We start from the raw sequence: 22768 nt of genomic DNA on the forward strand, positions 1-22768 counted from the left end.
AGCCTCGCGACCAATGCGGAGTTGAGCTGCGGTGGAACACGCAAGCGATCGGTAGGGGCGTTTTGCGGCCGACAGACGGCTTCCCTGATCAACCTATCTGCGCGGCGGCCTTCGGCAGTTCCTCTTGAAGCGCTGCAAGAGTGAGGTTCGCCCCAGGCTTGCCAATGTACTGGATGGTCGATTTCGCGGTTTCACCGCTATCGCCGTTCCACGTTCCCAGGAAAGCGCCGTCGCGGCCGCCATCGTTCGATCCGAGAAACATCTGGACAGGCCGCTTTAAGACTTCGGCTGTGACGGCGCAGGCAAGTCTTGGAAGGCGCTCCAGCCGAGCTGGGTCAAGTCGTAGCTCACGTCAGCCAGTGCCGCCTTAGTGTTCTGCTACGGCCTCGACCAACGAATAGCTCGTGCTGCGACCGCCGGCCGCGTCTTTTGCCAGAATACCTTTATCAACAAGGTCGTCGATATCGCGCAGTGCTGTATCCTGCGAGGTCTTCGTGAGCTTGGCCCACTTCGATGAGTTAACCTTGCCTTCAAAGCCCTCGAATAGACGTTCGATCATTGCTCTCTGGCGCTCGTTCAATTTCTGATCCAAGTGCTTTTTCCAGAAGCGCGCTTTCCTGAGGACAGACGAAAGTATGGTATCGGCGCGGTCAAAGGCGCGGTCGAGGCAATCCAGAAACCAAGTGAGCCAATCAGTAATCTCAAGATCGCCCTTCTGCGTCGCTTCTAAGATCTCGTAGTAGGCGTTGCGCTCCTGCCTGATTTGAGCTGACATGCTATAGAAACGTTGTGGGCTGTTTTCGGAACGCGCTAGCGCCATATCGGCAATCGCGCGCGCAATGCGGCCGTTGCCATCCCCAAAAGGATGAATGGTTACAAACCTTAAATGCGCAATGGCCGCCTTCAGCACTGGATCGATATCCTGGGTGCCGTTGAACCAGTCGATGAAGGCTTTCATTTCATCGGGCAGCAGCGCCGCTTTGGGTGCTTCGTAATGAACGCGCTCGCGCCCGATCGCGCCGGACACGACCTGCATAGGTCCGGATTCTTCGGTGCGCCAGGCTCCCACTGCGATTTTGGTCATGCCGCTGCGACCGGTAGGAAACAGGGCAGCATGCCAGCCAAACAGACGTTCGGAGGTGAGGGGGGTGTTGTACTTGCCTGTTGCGTCGAGCGTCATTTCGACGATGCCTTCGACATTGCGCTCAGCTGGCGTAAGAGTGCCGATATCGACGCCCAAGCGGCGTGCGAGTGACGAACGAACCTGGTCGCGGCTGAGAACTTCACCCTCGATCTCGCTCGACTTCGTCACTTCCTCGGTAAGCGCTTCGAGATTGGCTTCGGTCTTTAGTTTGAAGCCCAGTTCTTCCATGCGGCCGGTAAGGCGCCCCTGCCGGTTGCGGACAGCCGCCAGTTTTTGCGCGATCTTCGCCGTATCCCATCTAAAATGGGGCCAATCCCTCAGTTCGTGGATATAGCTCATTCTCCGCATCATTTGCGGAGAATATAGCCCTATTCGCCGCAAAAGCGATAATATTCTACGCATCCAATGCGGCGAAAAGTGCCTAATCGCCGCAATGCGGCCCGTCACGTCGGCACAAGTCACTATCCTGACGCAGATCTTGGCGCAGCCATGATTGAGCTTGAAAACGAACTTCGCCGCCGGCTTTCGGGCCTCCGCCGTCTCAATTAACGCGAGAAGCGGTTTGCCTACCAAGCTGCCCGAACTTGGTATCGAGTATCGGTGGCGGCCCCACGAGAGCGGCGTCCTGCTTCCGGATTTTTGGTGGGGTCTCGCATGAACGTGAACAACGTTCCGTTTGCGGCGGTGCTTGCAATCGCCGTAAATTCGCTGGTCATCAGCGGGGCGTTGGCCATGACCGCTAGACTTGCTCGTGCTTCTATGGCTGGGCGTGCAATGAAGCCAATTTCCGCGTCGTAGCCGCCGATATAGGCAATCTGGATGCCTTCTTCTTTATCCCTGGCACAAGGGACCTATAATCCTTTTCCCTTGCCAAACAACTCTGGCGCATGATCTCCTGTACGCCCGCATCATGAAGACGCGACGCAACGATATCTGCAACGCCCTTGCCGGCGGTGCTCTTGTCGTTAATGATAGCCCAGCTTCACGTTTCGGATTTCAGGGCCGATGCGCACTGCGCGCAACGTCAGAGGGGCATATCGTCTCCGTATGCGCACGCGCAGAATTGCGCGCCTCGAACCAACAAAGCGTCGGAAATCGCTTCTTCAGTTCCTCCTCCGACACAAGCCCCGTTCTTAGTCGCAAATTCCGCTTTCAATCGACCGTCCACTTCGAGAGCACAGCCAGAAGCGGGGCAGTTTACGAGTGGCTACGATTCTCTTGGCACATTGGGTCTTCTGGCCGATGACGGCTTCGCGGAGCTTAGCGCAGGGCCAGCGAGGCGGCGATCGTCAACGAGAGGCCCAGCCCGGATGGCATCGACCTTGGGATTGAGGCGAATCGCACCTAACATTGCAAAATTGTCCAGTTTTTGCGATGTAATCGGACCATACCGTGAAATTTAGGAATTAAATCGCACAAGTTGTTCTTGGCGGCACCGCGCCGCTTCGAGCGCGCTCGAATTGGGGGATGCGGCGTGACATTTCAGACTACCTTGCGCTTGTATCAAGAGGATGCATCGTGAGCGAGGGCTTGCAAGGGTCCCAGCCGGCCGCCGGTCGCGATGAAGCAATGGTCTTCATCGTCGACGACGATCCTTCGATGCGCCAGGCTCTCACAAATCTTTTTGAATCAGTGGGCCTCATTGTCGAGGCCTTCGGCTCTGCGGCGGACATCCTGCAAGCGGCCCCGCCCGAAGTGCCGAGCTGCCTCGTGCTGGACATCCGCCTGCCGGGATTGAGCGGGCTCGAGCTCCAGTCGGATCTTGGTAAGGCCAACATCCACACGCCCATCATCTTCATCACCGGTCACGCGGATGTCCCCATGACTGTCAGGGCCATGAAGGGTGGTGCGGTCGACTTCCTGACCAAGCCCGTGCGCGACCAGGATCTGCTCGACGCGGTCCAGACCGCGATCGAGCGGGACCGAAAGCGGCGCGAACTTGAGAAAACAGTCTCCGACGTGCGATCCCGATTCGAAAGCCTGACGACTCGCGAGCGCGACATTCTGGCCCTGGTTACGTCGGGCCTGTTGAACAAGCAAGTGGCAGGCGAACTCGGCTTGGCCGAGATTACCGTCAAGATCTATCGTGGCCAGATCATGCGCAAAATGGGCGCGAAGTCACTGGCCGATCTCATAAGGATGAGTGAAATGCTCGGAATCTCGCGTCCAAAGGCAGGCGTACAAACCTAAGTATGCCTTTCAATCCTGCGCCGCGCCCCCACTTTTTCACTGGGCGGCCGCACCGCGGCAAAGGATTTATGTGATTATAAGCGATCATCATCTTGTCAATGCCTTTCCTCATTTCCGTCGTCGACGATGATGCATCCGTTCGCACCGCAACGAGCAACCTCCTGGCATCATGCGGCTATACCGTCCACACCTTTGCCTCCGCCGAAGAATTCCTCGGCTCGGCGGAATTGACCGATACGTCCTGCGTGATTGCGGACGTCCAGATGCCGGATATGAGCGGACTTGACCTGCTCAGGTATATGCGCAGCCGCGGCGGTCATACGCCTTTCATCTTCATCACGGCTTTTCCGGACGACGCGGTGCGCGCTCGCGCGATCGAGGCCGGCGCAATGTGCTTTCTTGCCAAACCATTTACCACGCCCGCACTGATCAATTGCCTGAAGATTGCGCTAGAGGCATCGCACGGAAGCGGGTGATGCCTCAACCTGTGTCCACCGCTCATGCGAGGACGTGGATAGTACTTCAACTTGATCGCCGGCCCTTGACGAACGGCCACACTTCGCGATCTCGGCTCCTTGCCTGGTGGCGAGCGCTTGGACCACCTCAGCCAGCAGTCGACCAGTTGCCTGAGGATGCTGAGAGTGGCGATTCGGGCAGCCCGCCTGCAAGTCGCGCATGGAGGGCCATGGACGAGCCGGAGCATCGGCCAGCTTCGCTGTACGGCCTGCGCGTGAAAAACATGCTTGGCGATATCCAGACCAATTATGGTAACTCTGACACGGACGCCTCCCTTAAGTGGTGCTCAACACAACCACTTTGGCGAATCGATGCCGTCGGGCGGGCGTCCACCTCATCATAAATGTCCGCTTCGCTCTGATACCGACCGCCTTTGTGCAACCGCAGCAAATGTCGTGATGGGCCGAAAGCGGAAAATCCCACTTCAAGAGTAGCTTTGGTGCAGGACCTTCTTAGCCGTCTCTAGGACTGCTGACATGGATGAAGTGCACCAGCTCAGCGCGGGCGTCGAACTCAAGATCTGCTAGAACCGTGATGACAGCCTGCACACCGTTGCTTGCTTCGGCCGTGTGTGTCACGTGTCGCGATGTATCTTGGTGCCAGCTCTTGCCCGGGGCGCAGAAGCAGACGTCTACCGTGAATAGTGGCATTCCGTCTTCTCCCTGCCCGCAATAGCCAATCAAACTTGCGTCCCCCTTTCCCCCAAAGCCATGAGACCGGCAATCATTGCCGACGACGGCAGCAATGAGCCAAATGATGGTCGAGCCCCGCACAGGAACGGGATGAGATGAGCGCGAGACTATAAACAATGGGCAAGAAAAACTGCCACTGCTGAAATAGGTGGGCCCAGCCCAAGCCCGCCAATGCTGCGACGACCAAGAAGTCATCGCCGGGCCGAGCAAGCCGAAGATTAGAATGCGTCTCAAGTCGGGGCACCCTTGTTAGCCCATTAGCAATCTCGGTTGCTTTGACTAAACGAACGGTAAATTTATGCCGAGCTCCGCAATGCGCATCTTCGACGGATTCGGCGAGGGTTGTTATCGGATTGATGTCCGCTTCTGCCCGTAACCGCCGAACCGGAGTTGGCCACGGAGACCGTTGCGATCGGCCGACCTTCTATGATTCAAACTCCCAAACTGGGGGCTCGAATCATGCGCTATGAACTCGCCGATTATGAATGGGCTGCTATCAAGCCGATGCTGCCGAACAAGCCGCGTGGCGTTCCTCGGGTAAACCACCGGCGTGTCCTCAATGGCATTTTCTGGGTCTTGCGCTCCGGAGCACCCTGGCGCGATCTGCCCGAGACGATTCGCCGTACACCACATGCTATAACCGCTTCGTCCGCTGGAGGCAGGCTGGTGTCTGGCGTCGCATCATAGACGCACTTGTGGCTGCCCATGATGCCGCTGTCCAGATGATCGACATCTCGATTGTCCGCGTGCATCAGCATGGAGCCTACATCACAAGGAACCGGCGCCAATCGACAGGAAGGTCACACGGCGGCTTGACGAGCAAAATTCATGCGGTGGTCGATAGCAACGGTCTGCCGGTACGGCTGGCGTTGAGCCACGGCGAGGCACACGACGTTCGGCTTGCCGGAAAACTGCTGCCTCATCTGAAATCCGGGTCAATGCTGCTTGCCGACCGTGGCTATGACGCCGACTGGATCAGAGAGCTTGCCATGAAGAAGGGAGCATGGGCCAACATCCCGCCGAAAGTAATCGCAGCGTTCCGATCTGCTTCAGCCCGTATCTCTATCGCGCTCGCAACCAGATCGAGCGGTTCTTCACAGGATCAAACAATGTCGCCGGGTGGCGACGCGTTACGATAAGCTTGCCGCCAACTACCTCGCTTTCGTTCAACTGGCGTCAATCAGGCTATGGCTTCGCCTTGATGCGTCCGCCTCCTACCACAGGCCGAATATCCGGGATGTATGTTTCCGCTGGTGATCTCGCTGTTTTCAGGCCGGTCGGTAAACCGCATGCGAGTTAGACCAAGCGATCTTGTCGTGCAGCCTGATTGAAAGACAGAGTTATTGCTTCCTTTTCGCCAACGATCTGACGCTGGTCATAGCTTCGGAAAGCACTCAGGCGAAGGCTTGAACCGGCCGTGGCGTCAGGTTGTAGGGGAAAAGGAAAGATTGTCAGCCCACGAGAAAAGCGTCTCCAAAATGACAAAGCCGTTTCTTGCTTCCGCGCTCTGCGCCGCCTTAAGTCCGATCGAGATAAATGGCATCACGCATCGCGTCCGCGGTCGTAGAGCGGGCGGAGCTCGGCATCGCCGCGACGGACCTAACGGCGCTGTGCCCCACCTCGAGAGCCGAGCTACAATGCTTCTAATCCCGCTTCTTCGTGGAATTGGCTGCAGCGACTATGGAATTCACGAGGGGGTTGACCGGATGGCGCTCTGGGCGACGGCTTTTGTTTTCGCGACCCTGATGGCTGCGTCTCAAGCCACCTCGATCGGGCAGGCGGTTGCCGCGAAGAAGCGCGGTATGCAAGCTGCATCGGCCCGCGACGATCTGAATTGGTCATCCAAGACGCAGTTGAATGGCGCCTTCGCCGTCACCGTCAAACAGTCGATCGCGCGGTTCTGGGAATCTTGGATCGGCGCCGACATGATGGTGGTACGCGAGTCCTCCACGAAGTTGGAATTGCTGCAAGAGATGGCCGCCAACGGCGGCAGCGTGCCGCAATCCACCGGTCGCGCCTGGGCCGTGGCGACCGTACCCGGATTGGGCTTCATCTGGGACAAGACCGTCTTGGAGGCAGCGGCCGATTCCAGCGAAGCGAGTAGTACGTTAGGCGCCGCTTTGATCAAGTCGGTATCGCTGTCGCACGACTATTCGCTGAACCTGCAGATCGGCTGCTACGCGATTCAGCAGGGCATGCTGCCGTTCTCCGGCATCGCTGGGCATCTGGCAGGCTACTACGGGACCCGTCAATCGGCGCAAAATTGCGATACCCGGTACCGGCACGAGCTTTATCGCCGGCCGCACCATACTGGCGACTGACGACAAATGGCTCCTCAAGTTTGGCGCCGAGCAGAAGCTGTTCGACAATGTCAGCGTCTCCGGTTCGATTAGCGAGATCGCCCAGGGCGGGACGACGAGGGAGCTGACCGTGAAATTCAAGACTAGCTGGTGAGTTTCCAACGAGCTCGTCGTGCGAACGCAACTTTTCCTTTTTTGGGAGCGCCGCAGCTGCGTTCGTCGCAGGCGGTGAGGTCCATTCGGCGGATCTCGGGCCGGCGGCAAAGGTCCGATCGCCGCTGTGAAGCTGGACTGGAGGGATCGGCGAGCATGTCGGCGGGGGCTGCGGCCGAACATCATCAGTGATCGCTATGGTCCGTCGATTTAGGGCGGGCGACGTCGTCGATGCTCCCGTGTTCCTGGCGGGAGGTCAGAACGGCTACAATTGGAAGGGAGCGGTTGGTTTGGCCTCGATTTGGATGCTGGTGACGCTGTCTTCGACGGTGCAAACTTGGCCTTGCGGTCTCCGGCAGCCCGAACGTCGCTATATTAGTAAACCCAATTCGCAGGCGTGCGCACCTCAGAAGCATGCTCAATTATTCTCCCAAAGCTTAGGCCTATCCGCAAACGCCTAATCGACTGCGCAGGCGAGTGGCGCTTGGTCGGACAAATGGAGTAGAGGTATGATCGCCAGGACGATATTGCGGCAGGCACTGCTGTCGATCATTTTTGCATTTTGTTCTTGGGCGAATGCTCTGGCAGCGCCCGAGAGTTCGGCGTATTTCCTAAGCGGTCCCCCGGCGGAGAAAGACACGCCTGCCTACTACGCGAGCTTAATGAACCTGAAGGAGCTCAGCAATAAGATCGGGCGCGAAGGCGCAAACTTCAATAATCTCATGCTGTCGTTCGTGCATCCCAGCTTGATCAGGTACACATCCAACGATCTGACCTGCACGGGGCTTTTCGGGTACACATGCACTGATGGCAAAGCTGTATCTCCTGAACCAGGTGACCCGAAAGCCGACTTCGACACTCTGAAGAAAATCGTGGCTGAGTTGAAAGCAAACGGTGTGGCAACGTACATCGCTGTCGGCGGATGGAATTTCAGTTGCCTGCCCAAGATCTACGATAAGACGACGGCAAAGCCGAATTCATGCGGCCCGCAGAATGAGGTTTATGACACCTTTCCAAACCCTGCCACCAAAATACTTCGGTCTAGCTTCGAAAGCAGCATCACAGGAAGCAACGCGGACGACGCATATAAAAACATTGTTTCGCTTGCAAACGATCTTGGTGTTGCGGGTATTGATGTTGACTACGAAGAGTTTTGGCACGCCGACATCAATGCCAAGGCCTGGACATTGACTCCCGACAAGATCACGCCGCCCGGGCCAGACGAGTTCAAGGCCAAGCTGTTAAGCGACACCGCCTTGATTGAGCGCGGGATGGGGGAAGACGTGTTTGACGACAGCATGAAACTCAATCCTGGCAGCAAGACAACTCCACGTGCTATGCCGCGGACGATCGAAAAGTTCGCCGCGATTTTAAAGTCGCTGGACGCCTCCATCAAAAGCATCAAGCCCTCGCTGAAGCTAAGTGCCGCTGCACCGGCTACTGGTGGAATCCCGATCATGTCAGCCAATTGGAGCACTGTGGCTCCGAACTCCGGTATTGACGGTGGTGCATGGTGGGGCGGGAATCTATATGGCCTGATCTACAACACCGCCCTGCTCCATCAGGCCGAAATTGACAAGCTAAGCCATATCGGAGTCATGTCGTACGATCTCAGCAATGCAAGTTGTGAGAGCGCTCATCCTGACTCACACATTCCCTGTGATCTCGTCGGCCAAGTGAATTTTTATTACAATCAGTTCGTTGTCTGGCTCAAAAATGGCAGCGGACTGCCCGCAGATTCGCAGTTTACAAGTTCCAACGCACTGGTCTCGGGGTCGAGAACTCGCGCCTTAGCGTCCGTTCAACCTCGCAAACTCCTGATCGCGCCACCTATCACGGTTGGATTCGAGGTGGGGCAGCCGGCAACGGGAAATCTGCCACTGACGAAACGTGATCTGGCAGAGATCCTTGACGAGACAGTCAAATATTCTCGGTCAGGAATCATAATGTGGGATCTATATAAAGACGTTCGCTCCGATGAACACAACTGGAACTCGAGCTGGGCAACTCCCAAGGACGTTCTCAAAGAGGCTTGCACAAAAATGGGTCTCTCCGGACTAATCTATAACTGCGCGGCTAATATTCCACGCTAGAGCAGCGTGCGTTGACGCCAGAAAGCATCGTATTTGGGTCGATCGACCTGATACAGGTACAACGCAGAACGACGTTATATCGCTGTTCGTCATGAATTTCCGCTTACGTGCGCTCACGCACGTATTCTCACGCACAGAACGCATTATGGTCGATGCGGCTTCGTTTGATTGGCATTCGAGTTCGAGTTCGAGCCCTCGGCTAGGCGCTGGCGCTAGCCATGTCGTTGATTTCGTCTGAATGTTGGTTGGTGAGGGCTCTCTACGCAAGAGCTACGGTTGTCTGTTTTCGAGAGGAATAGACGATTGATGGTCCACCATGGGCCGGCATGTCAGGTCTCGTTACTGCGTCCAATAATATCATCTTTGTTTGCCCAGATACTGTTGCCGTGCATCATCAGTAGGCAGCATAGCTTAGTTCCTGATCGCTCAAGCGAGGCTGAATACGCCGGAGAAAACCGGCATCTCGTAGCGAGCCATGATCTCGTGGAAGCGAGCGTGCGTCTCTATCAATTCGTCAAGATCGTAGCAGAATGGAATATCCATCTGTTTTACGACGAACGGCGTCAAAACTGTCGGGGCAGGCACAACGCCGATCTTCGCCAATGCTTCCAATCCGGTAATCGTATTATCGGAAGCCTCAATTCCGGCGAGAAGACAGCTTCCGGCCCCGCATCGCCCGAATATTTCGACTGCCTCGGTGAAGATGGTAATGTAGTCCTCAAAGCGGAGTTCAGCCTTGAAACCGTGGATGTACTTTCGCCGCATCGCGGGATCTATGATCTCAATACCCGTGCTGAACCGTGAGATTCCCGCTTGCTTCAAAGCCGAGAGGTAATCTCGTCGCTTGTTGTGATCGCTCCGGATACTTTGCGGCACGACTTGTGAGACGTGGATACCTCCTGTGTATCCCACCTCTCTGAGCCGACGAGCGATCGTCGTGTGCCGATCTAGTTCCGCCTTCTCGTTCTTCACACTTCCGGTGCAGAGCCAGACGACGTCGTATTTTGCATTAAATTCGTCGCCGTGCTCATTGATGTAGTCCAAACAAGCGTAGAAATTGGCTTTGTAATCGGTGCTGCCGCCTCCCTGAATTGCCAGTGCCTCCCATTCATTTTCCTTGAAGCAAAAGTCGCAGGAATAGCAGCAGTACACGTGGTAGTCGAATACAAAACTGCGAGCGGCATTCGCGCGCATTATTCCGAAATTGTACATAGCCGTGGGCGCATGTGCAGGATCGACATGTTGGCGGCAATGGATTTGCCTGATCTCACCGTTCACCGATGCGATGAGGGATTCGCCGTCATACATGAATGGCGAGCTTGGATTGATGCGCACCGTGATGGTCTTGAAATAGTTCCGCCCATGGATTTGGATTTCAACTCTCGGTATGACCTGCCCGAGCATGGGAAAGCGCACGTCGGTCGTGAGGAGCTGAATGCCGTCTCTCAAGGCGCCAAGTCGAAATATCTCCTCTATGCGCACTCCATAACTGTTCTTCAGAGCTAAATCGAATTTTGCAGCTCTCTTTTGTTGAGCTCCCATGATTGTGTTCCACCGAGATGCGAATTGCAGAATTTGCTCTTGCGAGGGCGGCAAAGTGTTCCCGGCTCGCCGCACCGCGACGGTCGATGGCTGAAGACCGACGTCACGTTGGAGCAATCTGCGTGCCAACAAAGGCGTCACGCAAATGTTACACAAAAGCCGAGGTAAGGGCGCGACGATAGGGCTCATGCGTCGAGTTCTGGACGTTAACGTCGAGAACCGGACACATGAGAAAGGAGCCGAGAGCGCGGGCGTGCGCTCAGGGCTTTTCAGATTAGTGATGGGCTCTTAGCAGCAGGAGCTCCGCCTCCTAGCAGCTGGTCAGAGAGACTACATCCAGTCTAAATGAGGCGGATTCCATCTGATTGCTCTCAAAGGTGACGGTCAACGGGAGATCTGCCTTCGCTGCTCCCTCCCGAAAATAAACTGAGAGCCGGCGCAGCGTATTGGAAAGGCGGAGGTGTTTGCCTCCCGATTGGTGGTCTGTGTTGCACGGGGAGGGGACTAGTCGAGCGCTAAAGGAAGGCCCGTTCGGCGGCCGACACGAAGCTTTCACAGCATTCGATAAATTCCTCTATGTACAGCAGGGCTGGTTTCTCTCGCCAAGCGTGCTCGCTGAAGAAGAAACGCTGCGACTGCGTGCTCGATGCACGTACGGGGGGTTGCTTCGGTTCCGGGCGGCTCGCCGCTGGGAAATATTCTACCGTTCCGTCTGTGCGGGTAACTGTGAGGGATACCGAGACGGAAGCCGTAATCCCAAGGTTCGCTTGCACGTTCACTTGTGCATGGGTTGGCTCAGGCTCCTGGTGAAGAATGAAATTTCGACGCGCGTAAAAATAGTGGAAGAGCGGGTTGGAGTCACGCCATGTCCGATCGTGCCAATGTCTGTATCCTCGCTCGTTAAACTTCGAAGAGTATTCCGCTTTGAGATGTTCGATAGAAGTTCGCGCATAGACAAGGGCAGCTTCCAGGTTAGCCGCGAAAGGGAGGTGGTCGTTTAGTATTTTGTCGTCGCTCTCCGCCTGCTGCGCCTGGGCAAGAAAGTATCGCGCCTTCCTCAGGGCTACGCGTGCCGTGCTCTCGGACAAATGATTGCTCCATTACAAGACCTACTCAAAGGCAGGAAGCCTGAAGAACTCGATGCCGCGCATCTTCTCGTAGACCACCAAGCATCCGGCATCCAGAGTAAGGCCAAGCCGTACCGGGAGTCCAATGCGCCCCGCGAGTTGCATTTGAATGTACCAAGGCAGCCGATTTTCGGCCAACGCCTCGTGAAGGTGCGCAAGCCTTTTCGCGAGGTGATGCGCTTGGACCAACATTCGCGTGGCGTGATGTAAGGTCGATTGCCCCAGTCCCGGCGCTGCAAACACTTTGCCGCTTATTTCAGTGGGGGCGGTGTACCCGTTCTGACGAAGGTTGCGCAGTTGTTCATCGGTGGGCGAGCTGCCGCTTCCGGGTGGCAGTATTCCCTTTAGCTCGGGCAGATCGTCGGGGCTGAGATCGCGGAGAATGCCCAGGATTCGCTGCATCGTCCATGAACCGTGCGGCTGTACGTCCAGTAAGATCGCCCGATCGGCCTTGACGTGTGCAAACAGCAAGGGACGGCCGTGAGGTCTTGGTCCAATTTTGTTTGCCCGCTCAAAGAGCCGCCCGAGGTGGAAGTGGCTAATCTGCCAATCGTTGAACATCAGATCGGCCGTTAGATTTGATCGCTGCTTGCGCACCCTCTCGCTGAGCCACGGTGAGACATCTGCTCCAACCTCAAGAGCTGCCTTTAGCTGATTGATGGCGGGGTAGGTGTCTCGCAGCGCTGCGACTTGCGGCGCCACAACAACCAGTCTCGGTCGGCATGGGATTAGCCGTGCCCGGTAGTGCATCCAGTCCAGAACAATCCTGTTGGTCAGGACGCCTTGAGGCAGTGGACCGAGATCGCGCACGATGAGGGCACTCAGGTCTTCACTAGTTTCGTCAATGAAGTTCATGTGCGGCGGCGGACGGAGACTATGGGCGCTTCTACACCTCGTTCTGCATGCGCGTCCTACGGAAGAGCAGCCACGATCATCAGCGAGGTCACTGCCAAGACCTCACGGCACTGAAATACATTTGGTGGTTGGTTGACCGACTGATTGGACGTCTGATGGATTGGGGGCTGATAAACCGGGGCCCAGTATCGATACGTCCAATCGTTATCGAGGCTTCCGCTTGGCGAAATATTGCGCCAGTCCGTGCAATGCAGTGTGGCACGCGGATCGACCAGTTCGACCTCATACAGATTGTGCGTGTGCTGATTCTGGGCCAGCCGATAGAATCTCGCTTCCTCGACGTCATCGAAGAAGAAAGAGCAATCCAGCCGCGAAGGTAGGTGCGGAAAAGTCCTTAGCCGCTGGTCCTCGAGCGCAACCTCAAAGACCGATCGTCCGTGCTGCCATCCGGCTTGTCGGATCACTCGCCCCCAGTTGCCGGGCAAGATCACGGCGCCGGGTTGGAGAAGTGCTGCATTGACGTGAAAAAGGGACATGGGGATCTCAATGCGGTTGCCGTACATCAGCAGACGTGATTCGCTTCACCCGACGCAAGGGGAGAGGATCTTTTGGGGCACAATTCGAGGTGTATGCCGTGGGAACTGCAAAGCGACTTTCTTTGCCGGCTACCAATGGCACGCTTACACTGTGCCAGTTCAGAGGAAGCTCAGCTCAGCGGGCGATGGGCCTGCGCAACGAGTCAATCATGCCCGAATATGGCAGTTGAACAAGTCGCAGGCAAGCCGACGTACTGAGAGGGAAGGCGCGAAGGAAACGGAAAGACAGATGGTATCCTGCTTTCCGCCGAGCGCGACGGAGATTCCGGGCGACTTAGTCCTTCATATCGCTCCTGAAGTGCGTATCGCTCTTGATTGGACTGAGCGTGAGCAGCGCAGGCGGCAAAAAGACAGGCAACCAAGCCTGGCGTGAAATTCTTGAAATGCATTTCTCAGTCCCCGCCCATGAAGTCGATTTGCCGGAGTGTGCCTTGAACCTTGGGTGCGTCACGCCTGAGAATGAATTTGGTCTAGTAAAGGGGGCTGTCGCAAGAGCAGAGTGGCAGATGGGGAAAGCAAAACCACATTTGGCCGTCAGGTCTTCGACAAGCTTTGCAAACCAAGGCGCAGCGGCGGTCGGACTCACATAGACGTTCTCAATCAACGATGATAGCTGGACCTCAATGGTGAGGCCTGAAGGTCCAATCTTGTCCTTGTATGGTTGAGCTTCGGGAGAGCCGTCCATTTCCCAGAAGATCGCCCTTAGCTCTCGTTCATGAGCAAACGAAAGACGCTTGTGCATAATGAAATTCAGCATCTGGTACTGCTCGAAGGACTCTTTGTCGTAATCGATGTAATTGACCTCTCCGATAAACACGCATTCCGGAAGGCAAAGTCGCACCGCCGGTATGTCGATCGCACGCATACAGACTCATTTGAGGTTGAGTAGAGCTTCCACATCGCTGCTGACCCGTATTCATTCAGGTGCCAACAACTGACCAGATAGTTTCGAACCGAAGCCTTTGTTATCGTTCCTAACTGATCAAAAATCACATCGGTGTATCCTTCCAGTGCAGAAGCGCAGGGGCGGTTGCGCGGTTGGTCCGGATGTATTCGCGAGTCGAAACAATAGTCCTGGGGGCTGACCCCTCAAATGGGTCTTCGAACGATGTTGCTCTCGGGAAGAACAGGCCGCTGCTATTCAGTATGGACAGATATTTGGCGAGGTCCATATATCTCCAGATTGGAATGTCCTTGTTCGTGGGTAATCTGAAGGCTTCGTGTTGGGTCTCCTTTAGATCACACATTCTCGAGCTTTCCATGCTAGTTCTGACAAATTCACCGGGGCCTCTATCTGTGCCATCGCTTTCGCGAGAGACTTGATGGAGAAGCCCTTGTCATAGTCTTCGCCCAAGGCTCTGCTTGCTGTTGGTGTGTCCCGTGATGGCCTCGTGAAGCTCCTCTAAAGGCGGGCATCGCGAGCGATGCGCTTGAATGTGTACCGGAAGGAGTGGAAGCCCGCCGCTCCTACGATTGCTTACGCGATTGCGGTGGTCGGGTCGAACGCCGGAAACGATTACGGCGGTTTTTCCACTAGAACTGTCTGGCGCGCGAGCTAGACCACGCGGGGCTACGCTAGAGAAAAGTCCGACTGGGGTCTCGCATTGCGAATTGATGAAGACGGGGCAGGTCAAATGTTGCCGGAAGATCACCGCTGTTAGGCAGATCGCCGCTCATACTGAGACGCCGCCGAGTGAGAGTGAGTAGGCCATTCTTCGCGCGCCGATGCTGTGCGCGTAGTGGTGCGTAACACAAAGACATGCCGAAACGGGGCGGGGATCTCGACTAAATAATAGAAGGGTCTGCACCGACGATGCTGTATGAATGGTTCAAACGGGGGTAGTTCGCGGACTGATAAACTAACCAAGAGGTACTTATCAGCATCGAATTCGACTCACCCTAGCAGGACCGACGACGCCTCCTTGCCTCGATATTTTCAAAGCTGACTGGGCAGTGATCGATGTTGTCTGTCGATGAACTCGATTTCGTGACTCGCAATCGAGTCTGGCACGATCTTCAGGGGGACCTGACCGACCGGGCGAGCGAACTCAATCGAAACGTTTCCACCTGCTTGTGCGACCAAGGCCTTCAGCCGATCAAATTCACCGCACCATATCGTTTCCATGTCACGATCACGGTTCGCATCGCGCGCTTCGGCTGAGCTGGCGATGCCAACGGCCCTCACCTGGAGGAGATCCGATTTCGATCCGCCCGAGAGCTCGACCCCATAGCCAGGGTTGGCCGCCTTACGGAGAACGATCTGGCGGTTCTGGACCCAGGCGGTCGCCATCCCCTCAGATACCTCATAGCCAAGGCTGGCAAGGCCGTCGAGCACGGCACGCCTGCGCTCTTCGGCCGCCATCGCCTTGAATTCTTCCTCAATGAGAAGGTCTGCGCGCTGGACGAGTTCTTGCCCGTTGCTGGCCGATGGCACCGCAAGCGTTGTGTCGATTTCGGCGAGGAGTGAAGCTGCCTCCAGCGACCTCATCATAGAAAGTTCGGCGCGCCGTTCGCGCAGCTCGTTCGCTATCCGTGCACGGGCTCGGCCATCCTTCACGGCCGCGGCAAGGTCCAACAGAAGACTATCCGCGATAAGCGATCTTCTGGCCGGTGGTTCTGCTTCCAGGACCGCGACACGAGCCGAGAATGGGCCGGAATCGATGCCAAGCCCACGCAACTCGCCGAGAAAAGCATCGACGCGCGCCAAGGCCGGATCTTCGATCTCCTGAGGTTGTCGAGAAATCCATTCTTGCAACGTATCGCGGCGCTCGCCGGCGCTGAGCCTGGCTGCGAGTTCGCGTTGGCGGTCTGTCGCGGTTCCCGGTGCATCCTGAGAAGGAAGGAGCAAGAGCGCCTTGGCCATGGCCGCTTCTAGGCGCTCGGAGGACGTCGAGCCGCTGAGCTCGCTGCGGATATCGGGCGGAATCTCGATTTTCAGAATTTGCAGTCTCTCGAGCAGCGCTTGGGCCGCGACTTTGGACCGCCTCAAGTCGCGCTTCAAACGTGCCGCCACCTCTGCGGCCCTTTCGAGCCGGCGTTCGGAGTCCGCCTGAAGAAAGGCGATCTCAGCTGCGACCTGCTTCTGTAGTTCGACGAGACGATCGGCATCAAGCAGCCGACGAAGATCGTCCCGCCGGGCTATGACCTTGTCGATATCCTTCTGCTCGATCGTGCCGTTGCGTTTGCCGGCGGAAGTCCAGCTTTCGATCGCGGCGTCGAGCCGCGCGAGGTTACGACGGCAGATGGCGATGATTTCGGCGCGGGTAACGATCCTGAATGCTTTGGGTCCGCTCATTGCAATCCTCCCCCACGGAGCGCGTTTTCTACGGCATTCTTGAGCCGCAGACGTTCTGCGTCTCCGGCGTGAGTCCAAGCATACGACGAAACTCTGTGTACGTAAGGGACGGCTCTTCCCAGCACCCTGGGACGCCAGATCTCGCGAGCACGAGCTCTCTCCAGCAATCGATGCCGTGGCGCGTCGCATTCCACACCTATCGCGTAGAGACCGGTCCGGGGATCAGTCACCGCGAAGTCGAGGCTGAATGCGCCGCCGTCGCGCGCCCTGCTGGGCTTCCAACCGTTGGCCTCAAGGAAGGCTTTGACGGACTTGGTGAAGCCATCGTCGTCCTGATCTCCGGCTTCGTGGTGGGGGCGCTGTTCCGTCACCATCCTCTCCAAGAGGGTCTTGCCGGACTCTGCGAGGCCCTCGGACACTGTCCTGGCATATTCGAGATAGCCTTGCAGATAGTCGCGGGGCACCCTGGGACCGCTCCGTCTGGTCAACAGATCCGATATCTCCGATATCGGCATGGACGTCACGATGAGCACCTTTTCTCTTGCACGCGTCACCGCGACATTCAGGCGCCGTTCGCCGCCCGCGTGCCCCAGCGCCCCGAAGCTTTTCCGGAAGGCGCCGTGCTCGTTGCGGCCGAAGGTTGTCGAGAAAACGATGACGTCACGCTCGTCGCCTTGTACGTTTTCCACGTTCTTGACGAAAAATCCCATGTCCTCGCCATTTTCGGTACGTTCGCGCTCGCGCATCAATGCATCGCGGAACGCTGCATCGTCCTCGGCACGGTCTTCCAAGGCGTCTTCTATGGCGTCGGCCTGCTTGCGGTTGAACGTCACGACCCCGACTGACGGCGGCGATGGATCCTCCCATAGTTCGGAAAGGTACTCCACGACATTGGTCGCTTCCTTCTCGTTCGTCTGGCTCTTGTAGGTGCCATCGGAACGTACGACTTCGATGGGCTTGAGCCTGCGGATGGTCTCTTCGGGATGCCGTACGGGGACGCTGAGACCATTGGCGTAAAACGATGCGTTCGAAAATGAAATAAGCTCCCGGTACTTCGAACGGTAGTGCACCTGTAGCGTGCGGGTCCGGAGCACGGAACGGGCGAGCTGAAGAAGATCTGGACAATCCTTGATCTCTCGTCGATTCCAGGTCTCAGCGAAGGCGTCGCGTTCTTCTTCGGTCGCTCCTTCTTCGGGTTCATCGCCGTCGAATATCGCCGCTTCGTCGTTCTCGACCTTGCTGGCGAAGAAAGAGGTCGGTGGCATCTGCTTTTCGTCGCCGCTGACGACGACGAGCTTGCTACGGAAGAGCGAAGGCAGCGCATATTCCACCGGCATCTGCGAAGCTTCATCGAAGATGACGGTATCGAAGAGCCCGGGACGCGGTTGCAGTACGCGACTGGCGACGTCCGGTGTCATCAGCCACACCGGGCGAAGGGCGAAGAGACCGAGTGGAACTGCCCGATCGATGAACTCACGCAACCGGAGTGCTCTCGGGCCGCGAAGCTTCGTGATCGGGTCCCAATCGGACGGCGGACGCACTTTTCCGGCGTCGATCCCTTGAACGAGAAGATCCCTATTGTAGTGCCGGATCTGCGCGTCAGCCTCCGCGAGCGATTTTACCTTCGCCTCCATCTCTCCGCCATCGAAAAGTACGTCCGGATTGTCAGCCTCCATGAAGGCCTTCCATTCTAGACGGGCCTCGCGCCCTATGGTGGCGCGAATGCAGGAGTCGAGGTCGTCGGAGGGCAATTCCGACAGCTCGGACTCTCTGGACCTGAGAGTGGCGAAGATGGCCCGCTCCTTGTCGCCCAGCCGCGCGGATCGAAGCCGGAATTCTTGGTAGCTGGTAAGCATCGGCAAGGACTGCACGATCTGGGCGACGGCGCTCGCGTTGGAGCGTCCATTCTCTATCGACGAGCGTCTCGATCCGAGCCACAGCTCGTCGAAGTAGGTCCTGAGCCGCTCGAGCGCGGCGCGACTCTCCTCTCTCGCTTCTTGCCTCCTGAGCGTCCGATCCCCCCGCTCAAAGAACAAGCCGAGCTCCTCGGTGTTTCCGGTCGAGACGACCCGATCGAGCTCAGACCGGCTCGGGCACCGATCGATGAGCGAATTGTGGCCGCTTAGCCCGTCGAGGAACGAATGCAGGCTCTCGGCGAAATCGGCGAGCTTCCCGGGCGATAGATCCAGATTGGGGGCTCGGCCGAAGAGGACGTTGAAGTATTGGTCGAGTTCACGCCTGGGCTCGCGCAGGGCCAGTTCGAGCTCGGCCGCATAGTACAACGAGCCGATAGCGTCGGCACCTTGCGGAAGCTGCAACGACGAAAGGACTTCCCTTACTCGGCGCTTTCGCAACCAATGTAGCGGGTTCATCCATTGCAAACCGCTTGCCGGCAAGCGAACGCGGCCCGCGAGCTCCGCCGCGGACCGCAAGTCTTCCTCATTCAGGGCGATGAGCTTCGAGCAAAACGTAGTTTTGTAGGAGGGGCCGTCGAGCGATGAGAATATCTCTTTGATTCGTAGCAACCTATCGAGCATGCGAGCGGCTTGCGACGTTCCACCATCCGCGCCTCGGAACAGTGGACGCAACCGGGCTAGGTTCGAGCACACGGAATCGCTGATGGTGCGAAGATCGTTAGCTTCGACGAGCCAAGACTGGAAGGCGATCGGATCCGATATCCTCAGACAATCCGACGTCTCCGCATCGGTCTCCGCGCGCCGGGCGTCCGCTTCCTGGAATGCCTGCAGATGCAGGGCGACGGCGGCCGCCGTACCACGATCGGGGTTGAACGGTTTGAGCGCGGAAAGGGGATTGTCTTCGAATTTCGCCGGCAGCCAGAATTTCGCGAGGGGGCCGCAATTCTCCTCGATCGTCGCAACTTCCGTCGGATGCAGACCCGACAGCAGCGGGCGAAGTTCAGGAACGTCGAGAGGCTTAGGACTGCCTTCTTCGATCTCCAACATCTCACCAAGCAGCGTCCGATATGACAATCCGGTTCGATCGTCGACAGAATGAAGCGCGGTTTGGCGACGATCCAGCTCCGTCTCGAGCGTTTCGATGCGCGCAGCCAATCGTTCGCGTTCCCGTTTCCACGCCGGGCTGCTCCCCGGGGGAAGGTTATGCAAAACTTGGACTTGCGAGCGGATCGCGCCGACGATCGACTCGCGATCGCGATTGACGTCGGTGATCATGACGAAGCGATCGGCCAGGCGTTCCTTTTCCAAGCGCTTTCGCACGACGTCGAGCGCGGCTTGTTTCTGGCAGATGACGAGAAGCGACTTCCTCATGCCGATGGCGTCCGCCACCATGTTAACAATCGTCTGGCTCTTGCCCGTTCCGGGCGGTCCTTCGATGACCAGTCCCGGAGCCTGACGCGCTTCGATAACGGCGGCCTCCTGCGAAGGATCGCTGTCGGCAGTGAAGTATCGGTCGACTTCCTTTACCTGGAGTGACGCAGAAGGCGCCACCCGCTGTTCGTTCAGACGGAGAGCGGCCTCGAGCGCGGTCGCCGTTGGCGGCGCCCCTCGGAGCGTCTCGAGATCCTTCATGACCGCCTGACCCATGAACGCCAGGTGGAATAATACGGCGGCGGGCACGAGCTGACGCTCTTGCGAGCCGACCGTGACGTCTTTCCCGGGAAGCGCCGTCAATTGGTTACCGACCGGCTTGGCCAACCGACTGAAGGCGTCCATCACCGCCTGGACGGACAGGCTGGTATGGGTCAGAAGCTCGTTCGCCGCTTCCTGCCATCGTCTGGCTTCGGGGATGCCCACCATCCCTTCGAGCGCGGGATTGATCACGACATGCTCGATCTCCGTATCGGGATTTCTCTCGCGCCCATATCCTAAAGCGACGTGACCCCGGTTTCCCACCTCGGGATTGACGCGCGCGGGCCATAGCAGCACCGGCGCGATCCGCGGTCTCGCGTTTGGTCGGCTATCGCGCATGATCAGGAACGGAAATCCCAAGTACAGACCATCGATGCCGGTATCGCGCTTGTAGAGCAACGCATGGGAGTGAAGCGATCGCAGTCTTCGCTCAAGCCCGTCGTCCTCGGCGAAGGCCGCTGGATCGATGTTCACGGTCCGGTTTGTGCGACCGAGAAGTTGATCCAGAATTTCGGTCGCCGGCACCCTGGAGGTATCGAGCTCGGTGAGGTCAATCCTGGCCGATTTGCCGATGAGCATCCGCGTCAGCGGCCCGCGCAATACACCGCCCGAGATCCGCTTGGCGAAAAAATCCAGGATCGTCGAGACGTAACCTTGCTTCGGAAGCGGTTTCCATGTCTCGTCCGGGACGGAGAGAAGAGCGAGCGCGCGCCCCAAGGGCATCCGCCTGTCCAGGCGGAACTGGTCCGCCCATTCGTCGGCTTCCTTGATACCGCATCTGGCGAAGTTCTGAATGCGCTCGTCGATCGCCTGGTAGATCTCGCGACGTGGTCGGCCAAGGAGTGTCGTAGCTTCCTCGGGTGAAAAGTCGCCGAGCCCCGCCGCCGACGCTTCCTTTTTCGCTTCTTCGATGACCTCGGCGACGGAGCGGAACTGGTTCGACGTCGCGCTGAGCAGGATGAGGAGATCTTCTTCCGCCGAAATGCGGCGCTCTGTGAGCGCGGCCACGCCGGCATGGTCGGTATCGGGGAAGAGCTTTCGCCGTTCTTCCCAAAGCGCCTCCAGGCGGGCCATTGACGTTGACAGAAGATGGACGCGCAGAGCATCCTCGTCCACCGTGATTTCCAGTTGGTCCAGTCGCTTTCGAACCGTGTCCGACCGGACCTTGAGACGCCAGAGCCAGTCGTCCGGATCAATCTTCCTGAGCAGGTCGGGCGCCGGGCCGGTGATCAGACTGTAACCGTCCGTCGGATGATCGAGCAGCCAGCCCGGCGTGACGATATTGCCTCTGACGATCAGAGGCATCGATGGATTGAGCGTCTTCAGAGAGATGGAAAGCTTCAGGTCCTCCTGAAGGCCCTCGGTCCGCAGGATTTGCCTGAGACCCGCCGATATCGCCGCTTCGAAGCCGGCCTCGGAAGCCCAGCTCGCGACGGCACCTCTGAGGACGAGGACCTTGGCTTGATCCCAGTTTGCCGCTTCGGCCGCCGCCAATGCGAACATGTTTGCGGACCGATATTGCTTACCACTCAGCGAGATTGAGGTTCGGCCCTCGGTGTCGCCCGCTGTTTCGGCTGCCGGAGCGGACACGGTCTCTCCGCGGAGCCATGCCTGAACTTCCTTCCATTGCCACCGCTGGCGCCTGTCACGAGCCAGGAGGCCGCGAAGCAGGGTGTTGATCCGATCATCCAGACTTTCGGGTAGGTGTACGCCGTTGGTGAGAATGTGGATCAGAAACGCCTGCTCGTTGATACCTTCGAAGCATGCGCCTTGAGTGATCTTCTCCAGCAAGATCATCCCCATGCTCCACCAGTCGGAAGCTGGAGCGACGCCGCCGGCTATCGCTTCCGGAGCCATGTAGCGGGTCGTTTCGAGCGGAGATACGATATCCAGGTCGAATTCGGAAAGCCGTGCTGATCCGAACCCCCCGATGACGAGGTCCAGCGGCTCCCTGGAGCGCACGAAGATGACCGAAGGCCGAAGATCCCTGTGCCGCAATCCGGCTTCGGTGAGGGAATGGACGGCCTGCGCAAGCTCGCCAACCAACTTACCCATCGCCGCCTGATCGGCAGGATCAACGGCGAAATCCGCGAGGGTGCCGCCGCTGAATTCCTCCGCGACTTCATATGCACGGTCTTGCCAGCGACCGGTGGCGAAGAACTCTGGGACGTGATCTCGAGGGAGCTTCGAGAGCAAGTCGTAGATGGCTTGATCCGGCTCCGAGCCGGCTGCGTAAAGCGTGAGTATTCCACGCCGTCCGTCGGAGTCGCGCGTGGCGACGAAGCGTTCGCGGACGGCGCTCGACGAGACAATCCGGTCCTGTAGACGCCAACCATCCACGATCGTCTCGCGCTCGGGCTCTGGCCCGGGGTCGGTGTCGGTCGTCGAGCGTGTATCGTGCGGTTCGATGATCGGCTCGCCGCATACGCTGCAGATCAGGTCGCCGGGAGAGCCCTGATGACCGTTTCGGCACGTCGGGACGCTCGGAGCGGGATTTTCAGGCGGATTCGGCTTGGGTCTCGTTGCTCCGGGCGACGTTATATCGACCGTCGACAGGTCCCAGCCACAGTTTTGGCCGTTCAACGTGCCTTCGCAGAAGATCTCCGTGACAGGCCTGTCAGTGTTGCAGTTCGGACAAAGTCTAATCATCAGCCAGA

At 57.8% G+C, this 22768-nt stretch carries 13 protein-coding genes and 1 pseudogene; 5 read left to right on the forward strand and 9 right to left on the reverse strand.

Features of this window, described 5'->3' with window-relative positions; translation table 11 throughout:
- Positions 1–88 precede the first annotated feature (88 nt).
- Together AXW67_RS42930 and AXW67_RS33340 are read right to left on the reverse strand one after the other, a co-directional pair.
- Complete coding sequence (locus tag AXW67_RS42930; protein WP_161491323.1) at positions 89–262, reverse strand: hypothetical protein; 174 nt, start codon at positions 260–262, stop codon at positions 89–91.
- Between the two features lie 105 nt (positions 263–367).
- Entirely contained in the window at positions 368–1483 is a 1116-nt protein-coding gene (locus AXW67_RS33340) for a Fic family protein (protein ID WP_063681365.1), read from the reverse strand.
- Between the two features lie 1230 nt (positions 1484–2713).
- On the opposite strand from AXW67_RS33340, the gene AXW67_RS33345 reads away from it, so the two are divergent.
- From AXW67_RS33345 to AXW67_RS33365, 5 genes and pseudogenes are all read left to right on the forward strand, one after another.
- Positions 2714–3334 carry a response regulator transcription factor gene (locus tag AXW67_RS33345; protein WP_063681344.1) on the forward strand — a complete coding sequence of 207 codons (621 nt, stop codon included), beginning with the start codon at positions 2714–2716 and terminating at the stop codon, positions 3332–3334.
- A 98-nt stretch (positions 3335–3432) separates the two neighbouring features.
- Positions 3433–3810: a response regulator transcription factor gene (locus AXW67_RS33350; RefSeq protein WP_145928046.1), complete on the forward strand. Its 378-nt coding sequence runs from the start codon at positions 3433–3435 to the stop codon at positions 3808–3810.
- 1191 nt (positions 3811–5001) lie between these two features.
- Positions 5002–5799, forward strand: a pseudogene (locus AXW67_RS41165) (IS5 family transposase).
- Positions 5800–6248: 449 nt separating this feature from the next.
- Positions 6249–6863, forward strand: a complete 615-nt coding sequence (locus AXW67_RS33360; protein ID WP_063681347.1) for a hypothetical protein — start codon at positions 6249–6251, stop codon at positions 6861–6863.
- A gap of 641 nt (positions 6864–7504) precedes the next feature.
- Positions 7505–9088, forward strand: coding sequence for a glycosyl hydrolase family 18 protein (locus AXW67_RS33365; RefSeq protein WP_063681348.1), 1584 nt, complete (start codon positions 7505–7507; stop codon positions 9086–9088).
- Positions 9089–9514: 426 nt separating this feature from the next.
- Here the strand turns inward: AXW67_RS33365 and AXW67_RS33370 are convergent, their stop codons facing one another.
- The 7 genes from AXW67_RS33370 to AXW67_RS33405 form a co-directional block, all read right to left on the reverse strand.
- Positions 9515–10630, reverse strand: coding sequence for a radical SAM protein (locus AXW67_RS33370; protein WP_063681349.1), 1116 nt, complete (start codon positions 10628–10630; stop codon positions 9515–9517).
- Positions 10631–11145: 515 nt separating this feature from the next.
- Positions 11146–11718 (reverse strand): hypothetical protein, encoded by a 573-nt coding sequence (locus tag AXW67_RS33375; RefSeq protein WP_063681350.1) that lies wholly within the window; start codon positions 11716–11718, stop codon positions 11146–11148.
- A 21-nt stretch (positions 11719–11739) separates the two neighbouring features.
- Positions 11740–12612, reverse strand: a complete 873-nt coding sequence (locus tag AXW67_RS33380; protein WP_063681351.1) for a hypothetical protein — start codon at positions 12610–12612, stop codon at positions 11740–11742.
- 56 nt (positions 12613–12668) lie between these two features.
- Positions 12669–13148, reverse strand: a complete 480-nt coding sequence (locus AXW67_RS33385; RefSeq protein ID WP_145928044.1) for a hypothetical protein — start codon at positions 13146–13148, stop codon at positions 12669–12671.
- 334 nt (positions 13149–13482) lie between these two features.
- On the reverse strand, positions 13483–14073 hold the full coding sequence (locus AXW67_RS33390) for a hypothetical protein (RefSeq protein WP_063681353.1): 591 nt from the start codon (positions 14071–14073) through the stop codon (positions 13483–13485).
- A 1071-nt stretch (positions 14074–15144) separates the two neighbouring features.
- Entirely contained in the window at positions 15145–16503 is a 1359-nt protein-coding gene (locus AXW67_RS33400) for a serine/threonine-protein kinase (RefSeq protein ID WP_063681355.1), read from the reverse strand.
- Positions 16500–22694 carry an AAA domain-containing protein gene (locus tag AXW67_RS33405; protein WP_245315802.1) on the reverse strand — a complete coding sequence of 2065 codons (6195 nt, stop codon included), beginning with the start codon at positions 22692–22694 and terminating at the stop codon, positions 16500–16502. The genes AXW67_RS33400 and AXW67_RS33405 overlap by 4 nt, the downstream gene beginning before the upstream one ends.
- Positions 22695–22768 lie beyond the last annotated feature (74 nt).

It is taken from the genome of Bradyrhizobium neotropicale, assembly GCF_001641695.1.
GTDB lineage: Bacteria > Pseudomonadota > Alphaproteobacteria > Rhizobiales > Xanthobacteraceae > Bradyrhizobium > Bradyrhizobium neotropicale.